21 protein-coding genes and 1 other annotated feature are annotated in these 19,264 nt (G+C 44.9%); of the genes, 20 read left to right on the top strand and 1 reads right to left on the bottom strand.

Annotated features, from left to right (window positions below; all coding sequences use genetic code 11):
- Nucleotides 1-46: 46 nt before the first annotated feature.
- The 4 genes from G589_RS0107020 (at nucleotide 47) to G589_RS0107005 (ending at nucleotide 3,128) form a co-directional block, all read left to right on the top strand.
- Complete coding sequence (locus tag G589_RS0107020; RefSeq protein ID WP_026521598.1) at nucleotides 47-1,069, top strand: hypothetical protein; 1,023 nt, start codon at nucleotides 47-49, stop codon at nucleotides 1,067-1,069.
- Between the two features lie 88 nt (nucleotides 1,070-1,157).
- A complete protein-coding gene (locus G589_RS0107015) occupies nucleotides 1,158-2,231 on the top strand; it encodes an FAD:protein FMN transferase (RefSeq protein ID WP_081668966.1) in 1,074 nt (357 codons plus the stop codon).
- Complete coding sequence (locus G589_RS0107010; protein ID WP_026521596.1) at nucleotides 2,232-2,609, top strand: NusG domain II-containing protein; 378 nt, start codon at nucleotides 2,232-2,234, stop codon at nucleotides 2,607-2,609.
- 21 nt (nucleotides 2,610-2,630) lie between these two features.
- Complete coding sequence (locus G589_RS0107005) at nucleotides 2,631-3,128, top strand: Gx transporter family protein (protein WP_026521595.1); 498 nt, start codon at nucleotides 2,631-2,633, stop codon at nucleotides 3,126-3,128.
- Between the two features lie 122 nt (nucleotides 3,129-3,250).
- Here G589_RS0107005 and G589_RS0107000 read toward each other — a convergent pair whose 3' ends face one another.
- Nucleotides 3,251-5,266, bottom strand: a complete 2,016-nt coding sequence (locus tag G589_RS0107000; RefSeq protein WP_026521594.1) for a methyl-accepting chemotaxis protein — start codon at nucleotides 5,264-5,266, stop codon at nucleotides 3,251-3,253.
- Nucleotides 5,267-5,490: 224 nt separating this feature from the next.
- Here G589_RS0107000 and G589_RS0106995 point away from each other — a divergent pair, with 224 nt between their 5' ends.
- The 16 genes from G589_RS0106995 (at nucleotide 5,491) to G589_RS0106920 (ending at nucleotide 19,256) form a co-directional block, all read left to right on the top strand.
- Entirely contained in the window at nucleotides 5,491-6,423 is a 933-nt protein-coding gene (locus tag G589_RS0106995) for a hypothetical protein (RefSeq protein WP_026521593.1), read from the top strand.
- A gap of 91 nt (nucleotides 6,424-6,514) precedes the next feature.
- Complete coding sequence (gene tig, locus G589_RS0106990) at nucleotides 6,515-7,969, top strand: trigger factor (protein ID WP_026521592.1); 1,455 nt, start codon at nucleotides 6,515-6,517, stop codon at nucleotides 7,967-7,969.
- A gap of 164 nt (nucleotides 7,970-8,133) precedes the next feature.
- A complete protein-coding gene (locus G589_RS0106985; RefSeq protein ID WP_035775547.1) occupies nucleotides 8,134-8,937 on the top strand; it encodes an alpha/beta fold hydrolase in 804 nt (267 codons plus the stop codon).
- A gap of 73 nt (nucleotides 8,938-9,010) precedes the next feature.
- Entirely contained in the window at nucleotides 9,011-9,433 is a 423-nt protein-coding gene (locus tag G589_RS21025) for a DUF2752 domain-containing protein (RefSeq protein ID WP_026521590.1), read from the top strand.
- 93 nt (nucleotides 9,434-9,526) lie between these two features.
- Nucleotides 9,527-9,814 (top strand): hypothetical protein, encoded by a 288-nt coding sequence (locus tag G589_RS0106975; RefSeq protein ID WP_196811857.1) that lies wholly within the window; start codon nucleotides 9,527-9,529, stop codon nucleotides 9,812-9,814.
- A 162-nt stretch (nucleotides 9,815-9,976) separates the two neighbouring features.
- Complete coding sequence (gene clpP, locus G589_RS0106970; RefSeq protein WP_022768689.1) at nucleotides 9,977-10,582, top strand: ATP-dependent Clp endopeptidase proteolytic subunit ClpP; 606 nt, start codon at nucleotides 9,977-9,979, stop codon at nucleotides 10,580-10,582.
- Nucleotides 10,583-10,592: 10 nt separating this feature from the next.
- A complete protein-coding gene (gene clpX / locus G589_RS0106965; protein WP_442852342.1) occupies nucleotides 10,593-11,864 on the top strand; it encodes an ATP-dependent Clp protease ATP-binding subunit ClpX in 1,272 nt (423 codons plus the stop codon).
- Nucleotides 11,865-11,973: 109 nt separating this feature from the next.
- The gene (locus tag G589_RS0106960; protein ID WP_026521588.1) at nucleotides 11,974-13,137 is read left to right on the top strand and encodes a hypothetical protein; all 1,164 of its coding nucleotides are present in this window, start codon (nucleotides 11,974-11,976) and stop codon (nucleotides 13,135-13,137) included.
- Nucleotides 13,138-13,196: 59 nt separating this feature from the next.
- On the top strand, nucleotides 13,197-13,817 hold the full coding sequence (gene yihA, locus G589_RS0106955) for a ribosome biogenesis GTP-binding protein YihA/YsxC (protein WP_022764329.1): 621 nt from the start codon (nucleotides 13,197-13,199) through the stop codon (nucleotides 13,815-13,817).
- The gene (locus G589_RS21020) at nucleotides 13,814-14,437 is read left to right on the top strand and encodes an HdeD family acid-resistance protein (protein ID WP_051192228.1); all 624 of its coding nucleotides are present in this window, start codon (nucleotides 13,814-13,816) and stop codon (nucleotides 14,435-14,437) included. The genes yihA and G589_RS21020 overlap by 4 nt, the downstream gene beginning before the upstream one ends.
- A 114-nt stretch (nucleotides 14,438-14,551) precedes the next feature.
- Nucleotides 14,552-15,094 carry a helix-turn-helix domain-containing protein gene (locus tag G589_RS0106945; RefSeq protein WP_026512495.1) on the top strand — a complete coding sequence of 181 codons (543 nt, stop codon included), beginning with the start codon at nucleotides 14,552-14,554 and terminating at the stop codon, nucleotides 15,092-15,094.
- 3 nt (nucleotides 15,095-15,097) lie between these two features.
- Nucleotides 15,098-15,907: a hypothetical protein gene (locus tag G589_RS0106940; protein WP_026521587.1), complete on the top strand. Its 810-nt coding sequence runs from the start codon at nucleotides 15,098-15,100 to the stop codon at nucleotides 15,905-15,907.
- A gap of 32 nt (nucleotides 15,908-15,939) precedes the next feature.
- Nucleotides 15,940-16,181: a binding site (T-box leader), on the top strand.
- A 96-nt stretch (nucleotides 16,182-16,277) separates the two neighbouring features.
- Nucleotides 16,278-16,838 carry a hypothetical protein gene (locus G589_RS0106935; protein WP_026521586.1) on the top strand — a complete coding sequence of 187 codons (561 nt, stop codon included), beginning with the start codon at nucleotides 16,278-16,280 and terminating at the stop codon, nucleotides 16,836-16,838.
- Nucleotides 16,835-17,674 carry an energy-coupling factor ABC transporter ATP-binding protein gene (locus G589_RS0106930; protein WP_026521585.1) on the top strand — a complete coding sequence of 280 codons (840 nt, stop codon included), beginning with the start codon at nucleotides 16,835-16,837 and terminating at the stop codon, nucleotides 17,672-17,674. Before G589_RS0106935 ends, G589_RS0106930 begins: the two co-directional genes overlap by 4 nt.
- Entirely contained in the window at nucleotides 17,671-18,489 is an 819-nt protein-coding gene (locus G589_RS0106925; RefSeq protein ID WP_026521584.1) for an energy-coupling factor ABC transporter ATP-binding protein, read from the top strand. Before G589_RS0106930 ends, G589_RS0106925 begins: the two co-directional genes overlap by 4 nt.
- The gene (locus G589_RS0106920) at nucleotides 18,486-19,256 is read left to right on the top strand and encodes an energy-coupling factor transporter transmembrane component T family protein (RefSeq protein WP_035775545.1); all 771 of its coding nucleotides are present in this window, start codon (nucleotides 18,486-18,488) and stop codon (nucleotides 19,254-19,256) included. The genes G589_RS0106925 and G589_RS0106920 overlap by 4 nt, the downstream gene beginning before the upstream one ends.
- Nucleotides 19,257-19,264 lie beyond the last annotated feature (8 nt).

Genomic DNA, 19,264 nt, shown 5'->3' with positions numbered 1-19,264 from the left:
TAAACAGCCTTAATATAAAACGTTTTATAAAAGAAAGGGAAGAAAAATGAAAAAGAGATTACTTTCATTGGTAAGCGCTACAGTGCTTTCAGCTGTAGTGCTTGCAGGCTGTGGCTCACAGTCAGGTTCTACAGGAGCTACAGGAGCAGAGCTTAAGACAGGACTTGGTACAAGCGTATCAATCTCAAGCTCTGAGGATGCAACTGCTGATGCAGACGGAAAGGCTCAGGCTGACGCAACAATCGCTGCTGTTACAGTTGATGGAAACGGCAAGATCACACAGTGCATCATCGATATCGCACAGACAGAGATCGGTGTAAGTGCACAGGGAACAATCACTTCAGATCTTAACGCTGAGTATCCTTCAAAGAGAGAGCTCGGTGATAACTATGGTATGAAGAAGGCTTCTGCAATCGGTAAAGAGTGGTATGAGCAGGCTGATGCTTTCGCAGCATGGGCTGTTGGTAAGACTGCTTCAGATATCAGTGGGATGGCTATCTCAGAGGGTTATGCAGGCGATGCTGACCTTGCAGCTTCTGTATCAATCCACGTAACAGGTTTCCAGGCTGCAGTTGTTGAGGCTGTAAACAATGCTACAGCTTTAGGCGCTCACGAAGGCGACAAGCTTGGTCTTGGCGTTTCAACAAAGATCTCTAACTCAGAGGATGCTTCTGCTGAGGGCGACGGAACTGCTGAGGCTTATACAACAATTTCTGCTCTTACAGTAGGATCAGATGGCAAGATCACAAGTGACATCATCGACGCTGTTCAGGCTAAGATCACTTTTGATGCAAACGGCGCTATCACAGCTGATACATCTGCTGATGTTAAGAGTAAGAATGAGCTCGGTGAGGCTTATGGCATGAAGAAGGCTTCTGCTATCGGCAAGGAGTGGAATGAGCAGGCTGCTGCTTATGCTGCTTACACAGTTGGAAAGACAGCTGACGAAGTTGCCGGAACAGCTATGGAAGAGGGTCGTGCAGCTGATGCTGACCTTGCAGCTTCTGTATCAGTTCACATCACAGACTTTAACAGTGTTATCGCTAAGGCAGTAGCAGCTGCAAAGTGATAAAGCTATATTGTTATGTGAGTAAGTTCAGGTAATATGTGGGGGTGTGCTTAATTGTGCACCCCCAAGTTTACGCTTAAGGAAAATCATGAAGATAAAGAATTTAAAGCCGGCGCTTTTTATGGGAATACTTTTTATTGTGCTCATAGCCGGAATTTTGATCTATAGGTCTTTTGCCAAAGAAAAAGAACTGACAAGATATACAGCCACTTTCCTGGATGTGTTTGACACAAGAACAGAGATTGTTGGCTTTGCCAAGGATAAGGAAAAGTTCGCTGAGGATGCGCAGCTTATCAAGGAGAGGCTGATCTACTACAATCAGCTCTATGATATCTACAACGACTATCCCGGCGTTAATAATATAAAGACAATAAATGATAATGCAGGTATTTCGCCTGTAGAAGTTGATCCTGAGATAATAGCTCTTTTGGAGTTTAGTATTGATACCTATTATGAGACGGATGGTGCGGTAAATATCGCGCTTGGGTCCGTGCTTTCTCTCTGGCACAGACAGAGGGAGATTGGAATTGCTGACCCGGAGAGGGCCAAGCTCCCTGATGCAGATGCACTTAAAGAGGCGTCATACCACACTGATATAACAGGTATTATAATTGATAAGGAAAAGAGCACGGTTTATCTAAGCGACCCTGAAATGTCGCTGGATGTGGGCAGCACCGGAAAAGGCTATGCAGTCCAGAGAGTTATGGAGTATGCTAGAGAAAAGGGCCTTAACAATGTCCTTCTGAGCCTTGGGGGAAACATCTCCTGCATAGGTACAAGAATAGATGGTTCGAACTTCAGGCTCGGCATCCAGAACCCTGATGTTTATAGCGATGAGCAGTACATCGAGATGGTGGACATAAATGACGGAGAATGTGTAGTCTCCTCCGGTGATTATCAGAGATTCTATGAGGTCGACGGCGTAAGATATTGTCATATCATCGATCCGGACACTCTGTATCCTTCTGATGAATTCGCAGCTGTTTCAGTCATCACAGATGACTCGGGTAAGGCCGATTCCTATTCAACTGCGCTCTATACAATGAGCCTTGATGAGGGAATGGCATTTGTAAAGGAGCGTGACAACGTGGAAGCCATGTGGGTCATGCACGACGGGGAAAAGATATATTCCGATAATTTTAAGGAAAAGTACGTAAAGTAAATGAAGAAGAATGATATTATCCTCATTGCGATACTCTTAGTGGTAGCACTGCTGACCGCAGGCGGAATGAGGATCTGGCAAATGAATAATACAAAGGACACAGCTAATGTTGTGGTGACCATAGACGGAGAGGTGTATGGCACTTATCCTCTGTCAGAGGACAGGACCGAGAGGATTGAACTTCCTGATGGCTCCTACAACATCCTGATCATCTCAGACGGATACGCCGATGTGACAGAAGCTTCCTGTCCCGATCAGATCTGCGTCAAGCACAACCACATCAGATACTCTAAGGAATCGATAGTGTGTCTGCCAAACAAGGTTGTGGTGACTATAGAAGGCGGCGAAGAAAATGAAATTGATGGGTCGACATTTTAAGATGCACCCGGGAGTTTTGCAATGAATAACAAGAGGATAGCCTTTTTGGGGCTTTTTGTGGCACTGGCATTTGTGCTCTCATACATTGAGTACATGCTGCCACTCAACATAGGAATACCGGGTGCCAAGGTGGGCTTTGCCAATCTGGTGGTCATGGTGGCACTCTACACGGTAGGTGAGAAAAATGCCATCGCACTCTCACTCATAAGAGTAGTGCTGGTGGGACTTACCTTTGGAAACATCTCAATGATGATGTACTCTCTGGCAGGAGCTGCTCTGTCTCTCTGTGCCATGCTGATAGCCAAAAAGATAGGCAAGCTTTCGGTGACAGGCGTAAGTGTCCTCGGCGGAGTTTTCCATAACATCGGTCAGATCATTGTGGCCATGCTTGTTCTGGAGACGGAGAGCCTTATTTATTACCTGCCGTTTCTGATGGTGATAGGAACCATAACAGGAGTCCTTATCGGCTTTGTTGCAAACCTTATCACAATCAGGGTTAAGAGAGTTATGAAGATGTGAGGACATTAGTGAATACTAGAAAAAGACTGATAAATCTCGACGAATAGAACTAATAAGAAAAGAGCGTACAGCTAAAAACTGTACGCCCTTTTCTTTATGATACTAGCGTGTTTGGACTAGATTTATGACTTGAAGAATTCCATCTCGTTGTTGAGCTGTTCTGCAATCTCCTTCAGGTTGTTTGCTGAACCTGCAAGAGTTGTAACAGTAGCTGAAAGCTCCTGCATGGATGCGCCCGTCTCTTCTGAAGAAGCTGCGTTCTCTTCGGAAATAGCTGAGAGTGCACTCATGGTATCTACTACTGCGTTCTTTGAAGATTCGCAGGTATCTGCACCCTGGGAGATGAGCTGTACGCCGCCTACGGTGCTGCTGATATCGCCCAGCATTCCGTTTACTGCATTGAGGGTCTCGCCAAGAGCGATCTGCTGATCCTGGTTGCCCTGTCTTACATCCTCTGCTGCCTGAACGGCTGCTCTGGACTGCTCGAGAAGGATATCCATCTCTTTTCTGATATCATCTGCCATTGCCTTTGAATCATCAGCAAGTTTACCGATCTCTTCAGCAACAACTGCAAATCCTTTTCCTGCCTCGCCTGCTCTTGCAGCCTCAATTGAAGCATTGAGTGAGAGGAGGTTGGTCTGTGTTGCGATGGAAGCAATTCCTTCAACTTTGTCGTTGATATTTGTAACAGCGTCCTGAGTTGCGCTGATGGTCTTTGAAATCTCATCGATCTTGGCTGTCATCTCAGATGAGGAATCCTGCAGGGAAGCAAGGGATGTGCTGGATACTTCTGATGCTTCCTTCATCTTGTCTGCAAGACTTGAAAGACTTCCGGTTGAATTCTGTACATCTCCGACTGCATCTCCGATTCTTCCTACGTTCTCTGAAGCACTCTGGATCTCGTCCGCCTGCTGGGTTGCACCGGATGCGATCTCCTGAACTGCATTTGAAACGTCCTCAGCAGTCTGCGAGATCTGGTTGGCCATATCGGAAAGTTCCTCTGAAGAGGTTCCTACGTCTGAAGCAGATGCCTTGATATGGGATACAATATCTTCAAGCTTTTCAATAACGGTGTTGGTACTTCTTACCATTCCGCCAAATTCATCTTTTCTGTCATGGTGTTTCTTAACAGGTTTAAATCTACCGTCAGCAAGAGCTGAGAGCGATTCGTTAACTTCACCGATTGGTTCTGTAAATGCCCTTGACATGAAGAATGAGATGATACCTGCACCTATTGCAAGTATTATACCGATGATGATTACAAGCCAGGCAGCTGATGTGGCGGTTGACTTGATCTCTTTTACACTCTTGGCACAAGCTATAACCCAGCCTGTAGTGTCTGATCTAACCCAGCAGATTATGGACTCTCCATTACCTGCTGTTTGCTGATACATGCCACTTTCTCCGGGATCACTCATGAATGGTGAGCCTGAAAGGTCGATGTCCTTTTCGTTCTCAGGTGTGATTTCCATTGCTGACATAGCAGCTACCATACCTACTCTGTCGGAAACAAAAGCATCTTCTGCTTCTGCCGCAAGGATTTCGTGAAGAGCATCCATGCTGTAGTTACGCTGAACCATACCGATTACGCTTCCGTCATCAGCAAAGACAGGGGTTGCGATGGTGGTTTGTCTTGCACCTGTTGAAGCAGAGGTTATAACGTCGGATACATAGGTTTTTCCTGCCATAGCCTGCTTGAAATATTCTCTTTGCGATACATCTACCAGTTTTCCTGATGCACGAAGGATCTGCATACCGTCAGCACCGGTAAGAACAGAGATGTTTCCGTCACCAAGAGCTGCATCAATGGTATTTAAGTATGCCTGCGCTTTTGAAGCAGCAGTAAGATCATTAGGGTTGATATAGAAGGTCTTGGTGGAAGGTGCTGCTGCTATTGCCTGCATTGCAACGATGTTTTTCTGGATAACGGCCTCGAATGAGGATTCAATGTACCATGCCTGCCAGTCCAGTGCATCAATTGCGTCGGCTGTCGCCTTCTTGGTTGATGTTACATAACTTACAATGATGGCTACTATCAGTGGAACGATAGCAACCAGCATCATTACAGAGATGAGTCTGGTTTTGATGCTGTCGAAAAACTTGATGTTTGATGCATTTGCTTTCTTTTCTTTTGCCATAACACGCCTCCATGATATTTTGATAATCCGTGTACTAAATATTATACTCTTTTGTACGGGAAATGGCGCATTTTGGAAAGGAAAAATTTTATAAATTTTATGTTTAAATATATATGAATACTCTGTATTGCGATTATTGATTTGCGAAATGCTAGGCCCCCTTTAACATTTGAACGTTTTCTAGTAAAATAGCAGAGTTGGAAAAAGGAAATAGGAGCAAAAAAATGATTAAAAATACATTTTCTCTTGAAGAGAGCGTAATAAATGATGCTCAGAAAGAGCTTGCAAAGATAGGTGCAAAAGAGCTGATAGGGTGCGAGAATATATTGAATCCTTCATATCTTGACGGTGATGTGACCTGCAGCCTTATCGCCGATGACAAGCAGATAAGGTATACCGTAACAGGAACAGAAGGCGTGTTTAAAGATGTCTTTTTACCGCTTAATAAATCAGTGAATTTTTATGCAGGTGAAGCTTATGATTTTATCTGCTCACTTGAAAAGAAACTGATCATTACCATCAAAAATGATTCCTATACAGAGGGAACAAAGGAAGAGCTTGTGGCTTTTTTGCAGGCAAGAAGTGCTGATATGACAACTGCAGAGATAGCACAGCAGAAGGCATATCAGGAAGCTGTTAAGCGTAACGAGCAGAGAAGGGAAGCCGAGAAGTTTTTTGGACCAAAAGAATCCGCCGGCAATCTTCCTCAGTATGCACCAAGGAAACGAGACAGATTCAAAACTCAGAAGTACTTTGCCGTAGCCTTTGCGATATTCGGAATGTTAGATAGTATGGATGGCATGTTCTTCGGACGCGGCCGTTTTGATCCGATGAATACACTCAGGGCAGGACTTATAGGTCTTGTGTTTGGGTTCTTCATAAGCTTTGCCTACACTTTTTTCAGAGCCTGGTTTGACGGACAGAAGGAGAATGTGAAGGTGGGTTCGATAGTTCTTTTCTTCATAACATTCCCTGCCTTTGCCGTAATGGGCATCCTGGGGGCTATTCCCTACAGCGTATACCAGCTCGTTGATGGTAAAAGAAATCGAGGAGTGACCAGGGTTATCAACATAGCCGTACCGATATTCATGGGACTGGTGCTGATTTTGGAGCTCGGTCTTTTGTATCTCGTCTTCGGGCTTGGGATGTTTTCGTAAAAAATGTGGATTATTTTGTATCGTTATGTTATAATCTTTAGCGACTGTGCCCAGAAGGGGTAATTTAGCATTAATAGAAGGAGAAACAAAAATGAGCGTAACAGTTGAGAAGCTTGAAAACAACATGGCCAAGCTTAAGATCACAGTTCCTGCAGAACAGCTTGAGAAGGCTATTGAGAAAGCATACCAGAAGAACAAGAACAAGATCCAGATTCCTGGATTCCGTAAGGGTAAGGCTCCTCGCAAGATGATCGAGCAGATGTATGGCAAGGGAGTATTCTATGAGGATGCTGCCAACGATCTTATCGAGGAAGAGTATCCTAAGGCAGTAGAAGAGTGCGGCGAGGATGTCGTATCTTCACCTAAGATTGATGTTGAGGAGCTTGAGGCAGGTAAGGATTTCGTATTCACTGCTGAGGTAGCACTTAAGCCACCTGTTAAGCTTGGAAAATATAAGGGAATCGAAGTTGAGAAGATGGACCTCGATGTAACAGATGACGAGGTTGACGCTGAGATTGACAAGCAGAGAAACATGAACGCAAGATCAATCGACGTTACTGACAGAGCAGTTAAGGACGGCGATACAGTATCTCTTGATTTCGAGGGATTTGTTGACAGTGTTGCTTTTGACGGCGGTAAGGGAACAGATTATCCTCTTACAATCGGTTCAGGCGCATTCATTCCCGGATTCGAGGAGCAGCTTGTTGGATTTGAGATCGGCCAGGAAGGCGATGTAAACGTTAAGTTCCCTGAGGACTATCAGGCAGAGAACCTTGCAGGCAAGGATGCAACTTTCAAGTGCAAAGTTAATTCAATCAGAGCAAAAGAGCTTCCTGAGCTCAACGATGAGTTTGCATCAGATGCAGGCTTTGATACAGTAGCTGAGTACAAGGAAGATGTTAAGAAGAAGCTTGAGGAGAAGAAGGCAGCTGATGAGAAGGCTAAGAGAGAAGATGCAGTTGTAAGAGCTGTCATCGAGGACTCTGAGATGGAGCTTCCTGAGGCTATGATCGAGACCCAGCAGAGACAGATGGTCAATGAGTTCGCTCAGAGACTTCAGATGCAGGGTATGAACATGGATCAGTACCTTCAGTACACAGGCGGATCAGTAGATCAGATGCTCGCGCAGGTTAAGCCACAGGCTATCGAGAGAATCAAGTCAAGACTCGTTCTTGAGGCAGTTGCTGAGGCTGAGAAGATCGAGGTTTCAGATGCTGATGTTGATGCTGAGATCGAGAGCATGGCTCACCAGTACAGAATGGAAGTTGAGAAGCTCAAAGAGATGATGTCAGATGCTGAGAAGAAGCAGCTCAAGAGCGATCTTGCAGTTCAGAAGGCAGCAGACTTCCTTGTAGAGAACGTTAAGGAAGGCGCTAAGAAGGCAGCTAAGAAGACAACAGCCAAGAAGGCTGCAGCTGAGGACGGCGAGGAGAAGCCCAAGAAGACAGCAGCTAAGAAGACAACTGCTAAGAAGGCTGAGGCTGAGGAAGGCGAAGAGAAGCCAAAGAGAACAACAAGAAAGAAGAAGACTGAGGAAGAGGCTTGATCTTCAAAATCTGAATAGTACAGAGTTTATGAGCGTCACAGGCGATATGTCTGTGGCGCTTTTTTTGTCGCTAAAATGTGTGATACGATTGTGACAGAGCTTTTGATACCATCAAGACTAGGAAGTAAGGACATATGAGTTTAAAAACCTAGGAGGGAAAGAAAATGGCAGAAACAGGAATGGTTTGGACAGATGATTTTGAAATGGGCTATTGCAAGTTCGGATTTGGCAGCAGGACTTTTGTAATATTGCCGGGGCTTAGTGTTCAGAGTGTCATAAAGGCAAAAGAAGCTGTGGAAGCAAGCTATGCCATGATGGGCAGTGATTTTACCACATATCTTTTTGACAGAAAATACGAAGTGTCCGATGGCTATTCTATATACGACATGGCTGATGATACAGCAAAGGCAATGAAGGAACTGGGGCTCAAGGATGTATATCTCTTTGGCGCATCTCAGGGCGGAATGATCGCGATGGCCATAGCCATTAAATATCCTGAGCTTGTTAAAAAGCTTGTCCTTGGCTCTACATCATCTCATGTTAAGCCCGAGCAGCGTACAGTTATCGATCACTGGATAGAGCTTGCCAAAGAAAAGGATTCCAAAGAGCTGTATCAGAACTTTGGAAAAGAGGTTTATCCTCCGGCAGTTTATGAACAGTACAAGGATTATTTCAATGATGTGGCTGAAACGGTTAAAGAGGGTGAACTTGAGAAGTTTGCAATCCTGGCTGAAGCCATCAAGGACTTTGATGTGACTAATGAGATTGAAAAGATCAAATGTCCGGTACTGGTTATCGGAGTGTTTGATGATGAGGTTCTCGACAGCGACGCGTCCATGGAGATCGCAGAAAAGCTGGATAACAGAACCGATTGTGCTCTTTATATGTACAACGGCTATGGACATGCAGCTTTTGATACAGCACCTGACTACCGCAAGAGAATCTATGACTTCTTCATGAAAAACTGATGAAAAGTGCGCCTGTCTGCTGTATATTGTAATTACTATGGTAAAGACAGTGTTTAGGCGGATTATAAAAGATTTGTGGGATAACAGAGCGCCCATAATTGCTCTGGCCATCATGTGGGTTTTGGCTGAACTTGTATTTCACAGGTTCTGCCCGGTGGTGATAATGAGTGGATTTCCGTGCCCGGGATGCGGGCTTACGAGAGCTCTTTTTAACCTTATTACACTGCACCCCATAAAGGCGCTTGAGTATAACCCTTCATACCCGTTATGGGTGGCACTTGTAGTAGCCTTCGTTATAAGGCGCCACGTGCAGGGGAAGAGTACAAGGATTCTCAGGTATCCTCTGATGGCTGTATGCCTTATAACTATTGGGATTTATATATGGCGGATGACAGCTCTTTTCCCGGGAAAAGAGCCTATGGTGTTCTTCGAGGGAAATGTATTCGGACGGATCATGCCTTTCTATAATCAGCTGGTTAACGATTTAATTTACTAAAATATATCGTTAAAAAATTTGCAATCATGCAATTATGTATATATAATAACTAAGGACATTTTTTAGAGGATTGTTTTAGAGGAGGAAAAAACAATGGATGATATGAACAACCTTAATAAGACACCACAGCAGATGCCTACATACGGACAGCCTGAGGTAGAGCCTGTTATCACAATTGGTGATTGGGCACTCACAATTCTGCTTACATGCATTCCTTGCGTAAACATCATTATGCTTTGCATTTGGGCATTTGGAAGCAGCACACCTAAGACAAAGTCAAACTGGGCTAAGGCACAGCTTATCTTTGTTGCTATCGGAGTAGTACTCTCAATCATTCTTTCAACAGCTATGAGCGCAACTATTGCTTCTCTTTACGGCTGATAAAGAACTGTAAAAGAATACGAATTTTAGGGGCTCTGTCCGCAGGTTTTGCGGATGGAGCCCTTTGCTTTTGGGGTGGTAGTTGTAAAGGGTTCACAAAATGCGGTATAATATACATTGGTTTAGAATGTAATCTAAGCAGACTGGAGGAATAGTAATAATATGAGTTTAATACCTTATGTCATTGAACAGACCAGCCGTGGAGAGAGAAGTTACGATATCTATTCAAGGCTGTTAAAAGAAAGAATCGTATTTTTGGGGGAGGAAGTAAATTCTACATCAGCAAGCGTTGTTGTAGCACAGCTTCTTTTCCTTGAGGCAGAAGATCCCAACAAGGACATTCATATGTATATCAACAGCCCCGGAGGAGAGATCACATCCGGAATGGCTATCTACGATACAATGAATTACATCAAGTGTGATGTCAGCACAATCTGCATCGGTATGGCAGCCAGCATGGGAGCATTCCTTCTTTCAGGCGGAGCTAAAGGCAAGAGAATGGCTCTCCCCAATGCAGAGATCATGATCCATCAGCCACTTGGCGGAACACAGGGACAGGCTACCGAGATTGAGATCGCAGCTAAGCATATCCTGAAGACCAAAGAGAAATTAAACAGAATGCTTGCAGCCAACACAGGTAAGCCTTACGAGGAGATCTGCAAGGATACTGAGCGTGACAACTGGATGGATGCTCAGGAAGCTCTCGACTACGGACTCATCGATCAGATCGTTGAGAATCGTCCAAGAGAGAAGGATGACAAGAAATAATTAAGGAGAAATTATGGCAAAGAATTCCGGAGAGATCAGGTGCTCTTTTTGTAACAAGACACAGGATCAGGTAAAAAAGCTTATCGCAGGACCTGCAGGTGTTTATATCTGCGATGAGTGCGTAGACATATGTGCGGATATCATTGAGGAAGAGTTTGAGGATGAGCCTGCCCAGGCCAAGGACCAGCAGATCAATCTTCTTAAGCCCGTTGAGATCAGGAACTTCCTTGATGAGTATGTAATCGGTCAGGAGGAAGCCAAGAAGGTTCTGGCAGTCTCTGTTTACAACCATTACAAGAGAGTTCTTGCACCTAAGAGCGATGACAAGAATGATGTTGAACTTCAGAAGAGTAACATCATCATGATCGGACCCACAGGTTCAGGTAAGACCTATCTTGCACAGACTCTGGCTAAGATCATCAATGTTCCTTTCGCCATCGCAGATGCCACAACTCTTACAGAGGCCGGCTATGTAGGTGAGGACGTTGAGAACATTCTTTTAAAGCTTATCCAGAACGCGGACTACGACATTGAGAGAGCTCAGTACGGTATTGTTTATATCGATGAGATCGACAAGATAACCAAGAAGAGTGAGAACGTATCAATCACCCGTGACGTATCAGGTGAGGGCGTTCAGCAGGCACTTCTTAAGATCGTGGAGGGAACTGTTGCATCTGTTCCACCTCAGGGCGGAAGAAAGCATCCACATCAGGAGCTTATCCAGATCGACACCAGCAACATCCTCTTCATCTGCGGAGGAGCTTTCGATGGTCTTGATAAGATCGTTGAGGCCAGACTTGACCGTAACTCCATCGGCTTTAACGCTGAGATTGCAGACAAGTCAGAAAGAGAGATCGGAGAGGTTCTCAAAGAGGTAACACCTCAGGATCTTGTTAAGTTCGGACTTATCCCTGAGTTTGTAGGCCGTGTGCCTATCACAGTAACTCTTGAGGGTCTTTCAAAAGAAGCTTTGGTGCGAATCCTTACAGAGCCCAAGAATGCTCTTGTTAAGCAGTACCAGAAGCTCTTTGACTTCGACAACGTTAAGCTCACCTTCGAGGATGAGGCAGTACAGAAGATCGCAGCCATGGCTTACGAGAGAGAAACCGGAGCCAGAGGACTTCGTTCTATCATGGAGAAGTCAATGATGGATGTAATGTATGAGATTCCATCAGATGACACCATCAGCGAGTGCGTCATCACAGAGCCTTGTGTTGACGGAACCAGCCAGCCTCTCATCGTAAGAGGCAAGGAGCCCAAGAAGCTCAAACAGGCGAAATAATCAAAAGACGATCCCCGGCTATACAGAATGGCCGGGGATATTTTTACTAAGGATGAATAAAGACAACACCTTGTTTACAAAACGTATGAGGAAGACTCATACCATATACATGCCAGATATGCTGCACTATCATAATGAACTTCTTAGTGCGGCTTTTTCTCTTGGCGGATACAAGCTGGATGTTGTCCCGGAATATGAGCATTTCCCTGCGGAGATGCTTTCTTTGATAAATCCGAGTTATTGCACATGCGCTATGGATATAATAGGAAACCTGATGGCGCATCTGAAGAACCCTGATATAGACATTAACAAAGTCGCGATTCTGGAACCTCAGGCAGGTGGCGCATGCAGAGCGGGAAACTACTACGACCTGATCATCCAGTGTGTGAAAAAGAGTGGCTACAGGATTCCGGTGCTCTCCCTGAATTTCACCGGCGTGGAGTCCCACCCGGGATTTAAGATAACGCCGATGATGCTCTTTGGCGCTGTGGCAGGGGTGTGCTACGCAGATCTTCTGATGGCTCTTTTCCAGCAGATAAGACCCTATGAGAAGGAGAAGGGAGCCACAAGGAGAGTCTATGACAAGTGGATTAAGGCTTTGTCCGAAGACGTTTCCGCCCGCCGTAATCTCTTTTTCCGGGAAAAGAAATATCAGGAGATAATAAACGATTTCCTTGTGATTCCAAGGTTCTCCCGGGAGGAAAAGACCCTTAAAAGGGTGGGGATCTGCGGAGAGATTTACATCAAGTGCTCTCCCATAGGAAACAGGCACTTGGAAGATTTTCTATATGAGAATAATATGGAATCAAGGATGGAAGGGTTCCTTAACTATTGCACCTATGTTGTCTATACTGAAATGAAGTCGGCAGAACTTAAGGGTGCGTCAAAGGCCATGCTTAAGGCTTATGAATTTGTGATGAATTATCTTATTGGGGCGCAGACGCAGGTGAGAAAAGCTCTTATGCAAAACGGGTTTCTCGCGGATGGTCTGTTTGATGATATGCGAAGGAAGGCTACACCGATACTCAGTGAGTACTACAACATCGGTGACGGCTGGCTTGTGATGGCGGAGGCCATGGACATGATAGAGCAGGGGTATGACAAGATTCTGATCGTTCATCCTTTCGGCTGCCTTGTCAGTCACGTGGCAGAGCGCGGAGTTTTGAAGAAATTGCGCCAGCTATATCCCGGGGCAAATATCAATACAATTGAGTATGACTACGAGCAGTCTAAGGCGCTGAGGGAGAGCAGGATAATGCTGGCAACTTCGTGAGGCGGGGGCATGAAATAAATGGTATACTGTTAGTATGTTAAGAGAGGAAATATGAATATATGGTAATTAAGAATGTAAATCTTGAAACAGTCTGTGGTATAACCAGTACACTTCCGGACAATGCACTTCCGGAGTTTGCGTTTGCCGGCAAATCCAATGTGGGCAAGAGTTCTCTGATAAACGGTCTTATGAACCGCAAGAATTACGCAAGGACATCGCAGGAGCCTGGTAAGACACAGACGATCAATTATTATAATATAAACGGCGAGTTCTATCTGGTGGATCTTCCGGGCTATGGTTTTGCCAGGGTTTCCGAGAAGACCAAGCAGCAGTGGGGCAAGATGATCGAGAATTATCTTCACACCTCAAGGCAGCTTCGAAGGGTCTTTTTGCTGATAGATATAAGGCACGACCCTTCTGCAAATGACGTGCAGATGTACAAATGGATCGTGCATCAGGGCTTCCAGCCTGTCATCATCGCAACCAAGGCTGATAAGATCAAGCCTTCCCAGATGGAGAAGCATCTGAACATGCTCCGTCAGGGGCTGGGGCTTCCGGAGGAACTTAGGATTTATCCATACTCGGCGCTTAAGAAGACCGGTAGAGATGAGATTTACGAGCTAATGGACAGCATTCTGGCTGAGGATAAAGAGACTGATGAAGGAGGCACAGAACAGTGAAGGACTTTTTCAGAAAAGTGAAGATGGAATACGTTGTTCAGTCACTTGTTATTATTGCAATCGGCGTTGTGCTCATAGCATGGGCACCGGCAGTTATTCCGCTTATGGCAAGGATTCTTGCAGCTCTTTTGTTTGTTGTGGGAGTACTGTTTGTGCTTTCATATTTCTTTAAAAAGGAAAGAGGCTTTGTGGATTCCGGTTCCTTTGCTTTCGGAATCATAGTGGCAGCAGTCGGCGTTTGGATTTTCCTTAATCCTGTTGCTTTCACGGATTTTATTCCTAAGATCTTTGGTGCTTTTATTCTTCTTAGCGGCATTAGAAATCTGGGACAGACATTCTCACTTGTGAGATATAAATACGGCCTTTGGTGGCTGTCACTGATATTTGCGCTGGCAACTGTTGGACTTGGTGCAGGACTTATCTTCAAGGCATCACAGGCCAACGAACTGATAGTAAGACTTATCGGCGGATTTCTTGCATATGACGGTGCATCAAACCTCTGGACTGCATCAAGACTTGGAAAGTATGGAAAGGCATTTGAGGCGGCTAAGCAGGAGGCTGAAGCTATTGATGTGGACGCAGAGATTGTGGATGTAGACAAAGACAGCGCTGAGAGATGAAACGAGATAAATACAAATAAAGAAATTTGAAAGATAAATCACATTTTTGTCGGTTGAATTGCATTGATTTACCGACAAAAATGTGATTTAATTTTTATAGGAGGATTACATCCTATGAAAAAATATATAACTCCTGCCAAGATAACTTCAGATGAGATCAAACTGCTAAGGGAGATCACGGGCATGACCCAGAAAGAGTTTGCCGAGTTTGTCGGCGTATCCAAGCGTACGGTAGAGCGCTGGGAGTACTCGGATGATGAGATAACAGGGCCGATCACTCTGATTGCAGACATGCTCATCAAAAACCATGATCTTCCGCAGAAGATACTGGTGCCTGAGAAAAAATATAAATTGAGACTATGGTACATGTATCACAGCTTTGTCTGTTCGATAATTGATGTGGATGAGATGGAACGGAAGGTTGAAGTTCACAATTTCATTTCCAATCCGCTGTATCGGGCTATGGGTGTGAACACTGAGCCCACTTATGAGGAATATGAGGAGTTTGTCAGATCAAGATGTTTTCCTGAAACCAGGGACAAGTTAAAGCTTGAGCTTAAGAAACTGGACATACCGTTCTATGACCCCATCATGATTATAGAAAAGACTGAGGGTCGCATGGCGGACGATGATTTCTGGATAAGAATAGAGAGATGATATATGGTGAAGCTGTTTGATGAGGATATTAAAACTACAGATCGGAAGTCATCTAAGGGAAACCAGCTGAAATTCGAAAGAGACGGATTCTGGTACAAGGCCGATAACCTGGGCTATGAGGGACTGGCTGAGTGCGTTGTATCAGCTCTTTTGCATAAGTCTTCTCTTGATGAAAAAGAGTTTACCGACTACGAGCAGGAATCCATAGAATACAATGGCAACATATACAGGGGATGTAAAAGCCCGGACTTTACCGACGGATGGAAACTCATCACCCTGGAGAGACTCTTTTTACAGACATATGGAACTTCTCTTAATAAGATGATCTATAGCATTGCAGATCATACTGAAAGACTGAGACTTATCGTTGGTCAGACAGAGAGGATTACCGGCATTAGTGATTTCGGCCCTTACATGAACAGGCTTCTTACTTTGGATGCTCTCTTTCTTAATGAGGACAGGCACACTCACAATATGGCGGTTCTTATGAATGACAGAAAAGAGTTCCGCTTATGCCCGATATTTGATAACGGAGGAGCTCTGCTTTCGGATACCAAAATGGATTATCCGTTGGGACGGGATGTCTATGAACAGATCGGGCAGGTAAGGCCCAAGACTTTTGGCGAAACCTTTGAAGAACAGCTCGAGATTTCAGAGAAACTGTACGGAAACAATATCTCTTTTACCTACTCGGAAAAAGATGTTGATTCGGCCATTAAAGGCTTATCGGATTACAGTACGCAGGAAAAAGAGCGCGTTAAAGAGATAATACTTCAGACAAGAAGAAAGTATGGATATCTCTTTTCGAAATAGGTTGACGCTCAATCACTTTAGTGCTACAATTTGCTAAACCAATGAGAAAGAAGAGTACTTCATTTTTGAAGCTCACAGAGAGTATCCGGTGGTGAGAGGATGCAGTGGATGGATGAAGGAATGGACTTTTGAGGGCGAAGCGAAAGGGCGATAGCCTTAGTAGTATTCGACGGGAACTCCCGTTACAGAGTAGAGGAAGTGTTGGCTTTCTCATGAGAGATCGGATCATCCGATAAGCAAGGTGGCACCGCAGGATAACAGTCCTGTCCTTGTATGAAACTTCATACAGGGACAGGCTTTTTTATTACAAAAAAAGCGCTCCCTGTACCAACACATTTTATTAGCCCTATGACGGCAAGGAGGATTAAAAATGGACGTACAGAGCACAGCAAAAAGAGAAGTATTGGTTGAGGAAAAGAAGGGACTTGCTAACACAAGAAACCTTATCCTGGTTGGAGTTATGATGGCGGTAGGCATCGTTCTTCGTATGTTTGCGGGAGTTATTGCACTTGGTAACATGCACCCCAACTTCCTGATCGCAACATACTGCCTGGCTATTTTCATCATCAAGCCTAACCTCAAAGAGGCAGCAGCTATCGGTCTTATATCAGGCGCAATCTCACAGATCGGAACATCAATGCCATGGCTTGGACTTGGCTCTGAGACACTTGGAGCAATCGCTATGTGCCTGCTTATAAAGCTTGCACTTCCTAAGTATGTTAAGCCTGTTGTTTGCACATTCCTGGCTACACTTATCTCAGGATTCGCATTTGTCGGACTCGCAGCACTTACCTATGCTAAGCCGATGCCCGGAGCACAGTTTGTAAGCATGGCTATTGTAACTATTGTGACAGCACTTCTCAACATGGTCATCGTTACAGTACTCAGCATTCCGGTTAATAAAGTTATGGGAAATAAGGAAGAAGAATGATTTCAGTTAAGAATTTAGGTTTTGTCTATAAGAACAGTAAAACAGCAGCACTCGATGACATTAACATCGAGATTGCAGACGGAGATTTCGTAGGAATTACCGGCACTTCAGGTGCCGGTAAAACTACGTTTACCTTCGCATTAAACGGAATAATTCCCCAGAAGATAAAGGGGGATTTTTACGGAGCAGTGACCATTGACGGTGTTGATACTGCTGAACATCCGGCCGAGGAATTTGCAAGGAAGGTCGGAGAGGTCTTCCAGGATATCGACTCACAGATGGTGGCTTCGGTTGTAGAAGATGAGATACTTTTCGGACTTGAGAACTTCGGCGTTCCACACGAAGAGATTGGGGAGCGCGTAGACAGAGTCTTGCGCGAGCTTGGAATAGAAGACCTTCGTGACCGCGAGATTTCAAGCCTCTCAGGAGGTCAGAAGCAGAAGGTTGCAATCGCATCAATGCTTGCGCTTGAACCTGAAGTGATAGTTCTGGATGAGCCCACAGGTGAGCTGGACCCCGAGAGCAGCAGAGAGATCTTTAAGATACTTACTGCCCTTAACAAAGAGAAGGGCATCACTGTAATTATTGTCGAGCAAAAGATCATGCTCCTTTGCGAGTATGTTAAACATATGATGGTTCTTGATAGAGGCAAGGTTGCCTTTTACGGAACCCCGAGAGATATGGCAGCATCCATCGATACCTTCAAGGACCTTGGAATAAACGTGCCAAGGGTAACCGAGCTTTCAGCAGAGCTCATCAGGGAAAAGATATATGACGGTGAGGTTACGCTTACTGTGGATGATGCAGAGAAGATGGTCAGGAGGATCCTTGAATGATACGTTTTGAAGATGTGAGTTTCGGATACTCCGAGAAAAGACCTATTTTAAAAGACTTAAACTTCCACATCGAAAAGGGGGATTTTGTGGCGCTGATCGGCGCCAACGGTGCAGGTAAGAGCACAATTAGCCGCCTTACCAACGGACTTTTGCATCCCACCAAGGGACATGTCTATCTTAACGGAAAAGACACTTTGAAGACCCCTTCCAGTACTCTTGCCAGGGACTGTGGATTTCTTTTCCAGAATCCGGACAGACAGATCTGCGAAAATACTGTAAGGGATGAGATAGCTTTTTCCATGAAGGCGCAAGGGTGGCCTGAGGACAGGATCAAAGAGCGCACAGAGCAGGTTCTTGAGACCTTTAAACTTGATCCCGAGTGGTTTCCGTTTTCAAGAAGTCGCGGAGAGAGACAGAGGATTGCACTTGCGGGAGTGATCGCCTGTGAGCCCGAGCTTCTTATTCTCGATGAGCCTACGACAGGACTTGATTACCTTGAGTGTATCCGCATCATGGATTATGTCACAAGGCTCAATGTGGAAAAGGGTGTAACAGTTCTTATGGTCAGTCATGATATGGAGCTGGTTCAGTCCTATGCAAAGAGTGTCATCGTACTCAACCACGGCGAGATTCTGGGACAGGGTCCTACAAAAGAGATGATGAAAAATGTCGACGTCCTCAAAAAGGCCAGGGTACTCCCAGCGCAGATTCCTGAGCTGGCGCTTCGCTTTGGGGATGAGTTTAAGGATGTGTTTACTATTGAAGAGATGCTTGACGCCCTTCGAGGTAAAGCTCAGAAGGGAGGCGCGTTATGAATCTTTTGAACTATGTGCCGGGAGATAGCTTTCTTCATAAGTTAAATCCCGTGACCAAACTGGCTGCGGCTTTTATGTATGGAATCGCAGCAATACTGTGTGAGAATGTTTTTGCGGAAGTTTTGTTTATCGTGGCGATGATCTTGATTTCTGCAACAGCCGGGCTTTTTAAGAGAGCTCTTTTCCTTACGAGAAACCTGATGATCCTGGGACTTATTATGTTCGTGATACAGCTCTTTTTCGTAAGAGACGGAAGTCCCCTTCTGGTGATCGGAGGCGTGGTGCTGTTTACGACCGGCGGCCTTAAGAGCGCGCTGCTCTTGTCACTTAGAGTTATCGCAGCGATGCTTCCGCTGATGCTGTTGTTCGCGATCACAAGGATGAATGATCTGTGTAACGCGCTTGTTAAGAGGCTCCATCTGCCTTACAGATATGCGTTTATTGTTACTACTGCATTCAGGTTTGTGCCGATATTTGCAACTGAGTTCCACGACATTCAGGATGCACAGAAGGCAAGAGGCGTGGACTTTGATACAAAAAACATCTTCAGGAAACTGGGACTTATTGCACCGCTGTGTGTGCCTCTTTTGGTATCAAGTCTTAAGAAGGTAGATGTATCTGCCATGTCTGCTGAGATGAGAGGGTTTGAACTCAGGGGCTATAAGAGCGGTTACAAGGAGTATCCGTTTGCTGCAAGGGATGTGGTCACTGTTCTGGTGCTGGTTACGCTTATAGTGGCTGTTGTTGTTTTTAAAACTGTTTTGTGAGTGAGAGA

Origin of the sequence: Butyrivibrio sp. VCB2001 (genome assembly GCF_000423965.1) — a bacterium.
Taxonomy (GTDB): Bacteria; Bacillota; Clostridia; order Lachnospirales; family Lachnospiraceae; genus Butyrivibrio.
The sequence above is the reverse complement of the archived record's forward strand: the minus strand, read 5'-3'. Positions and strand labels throughout refer to the sequence as shown.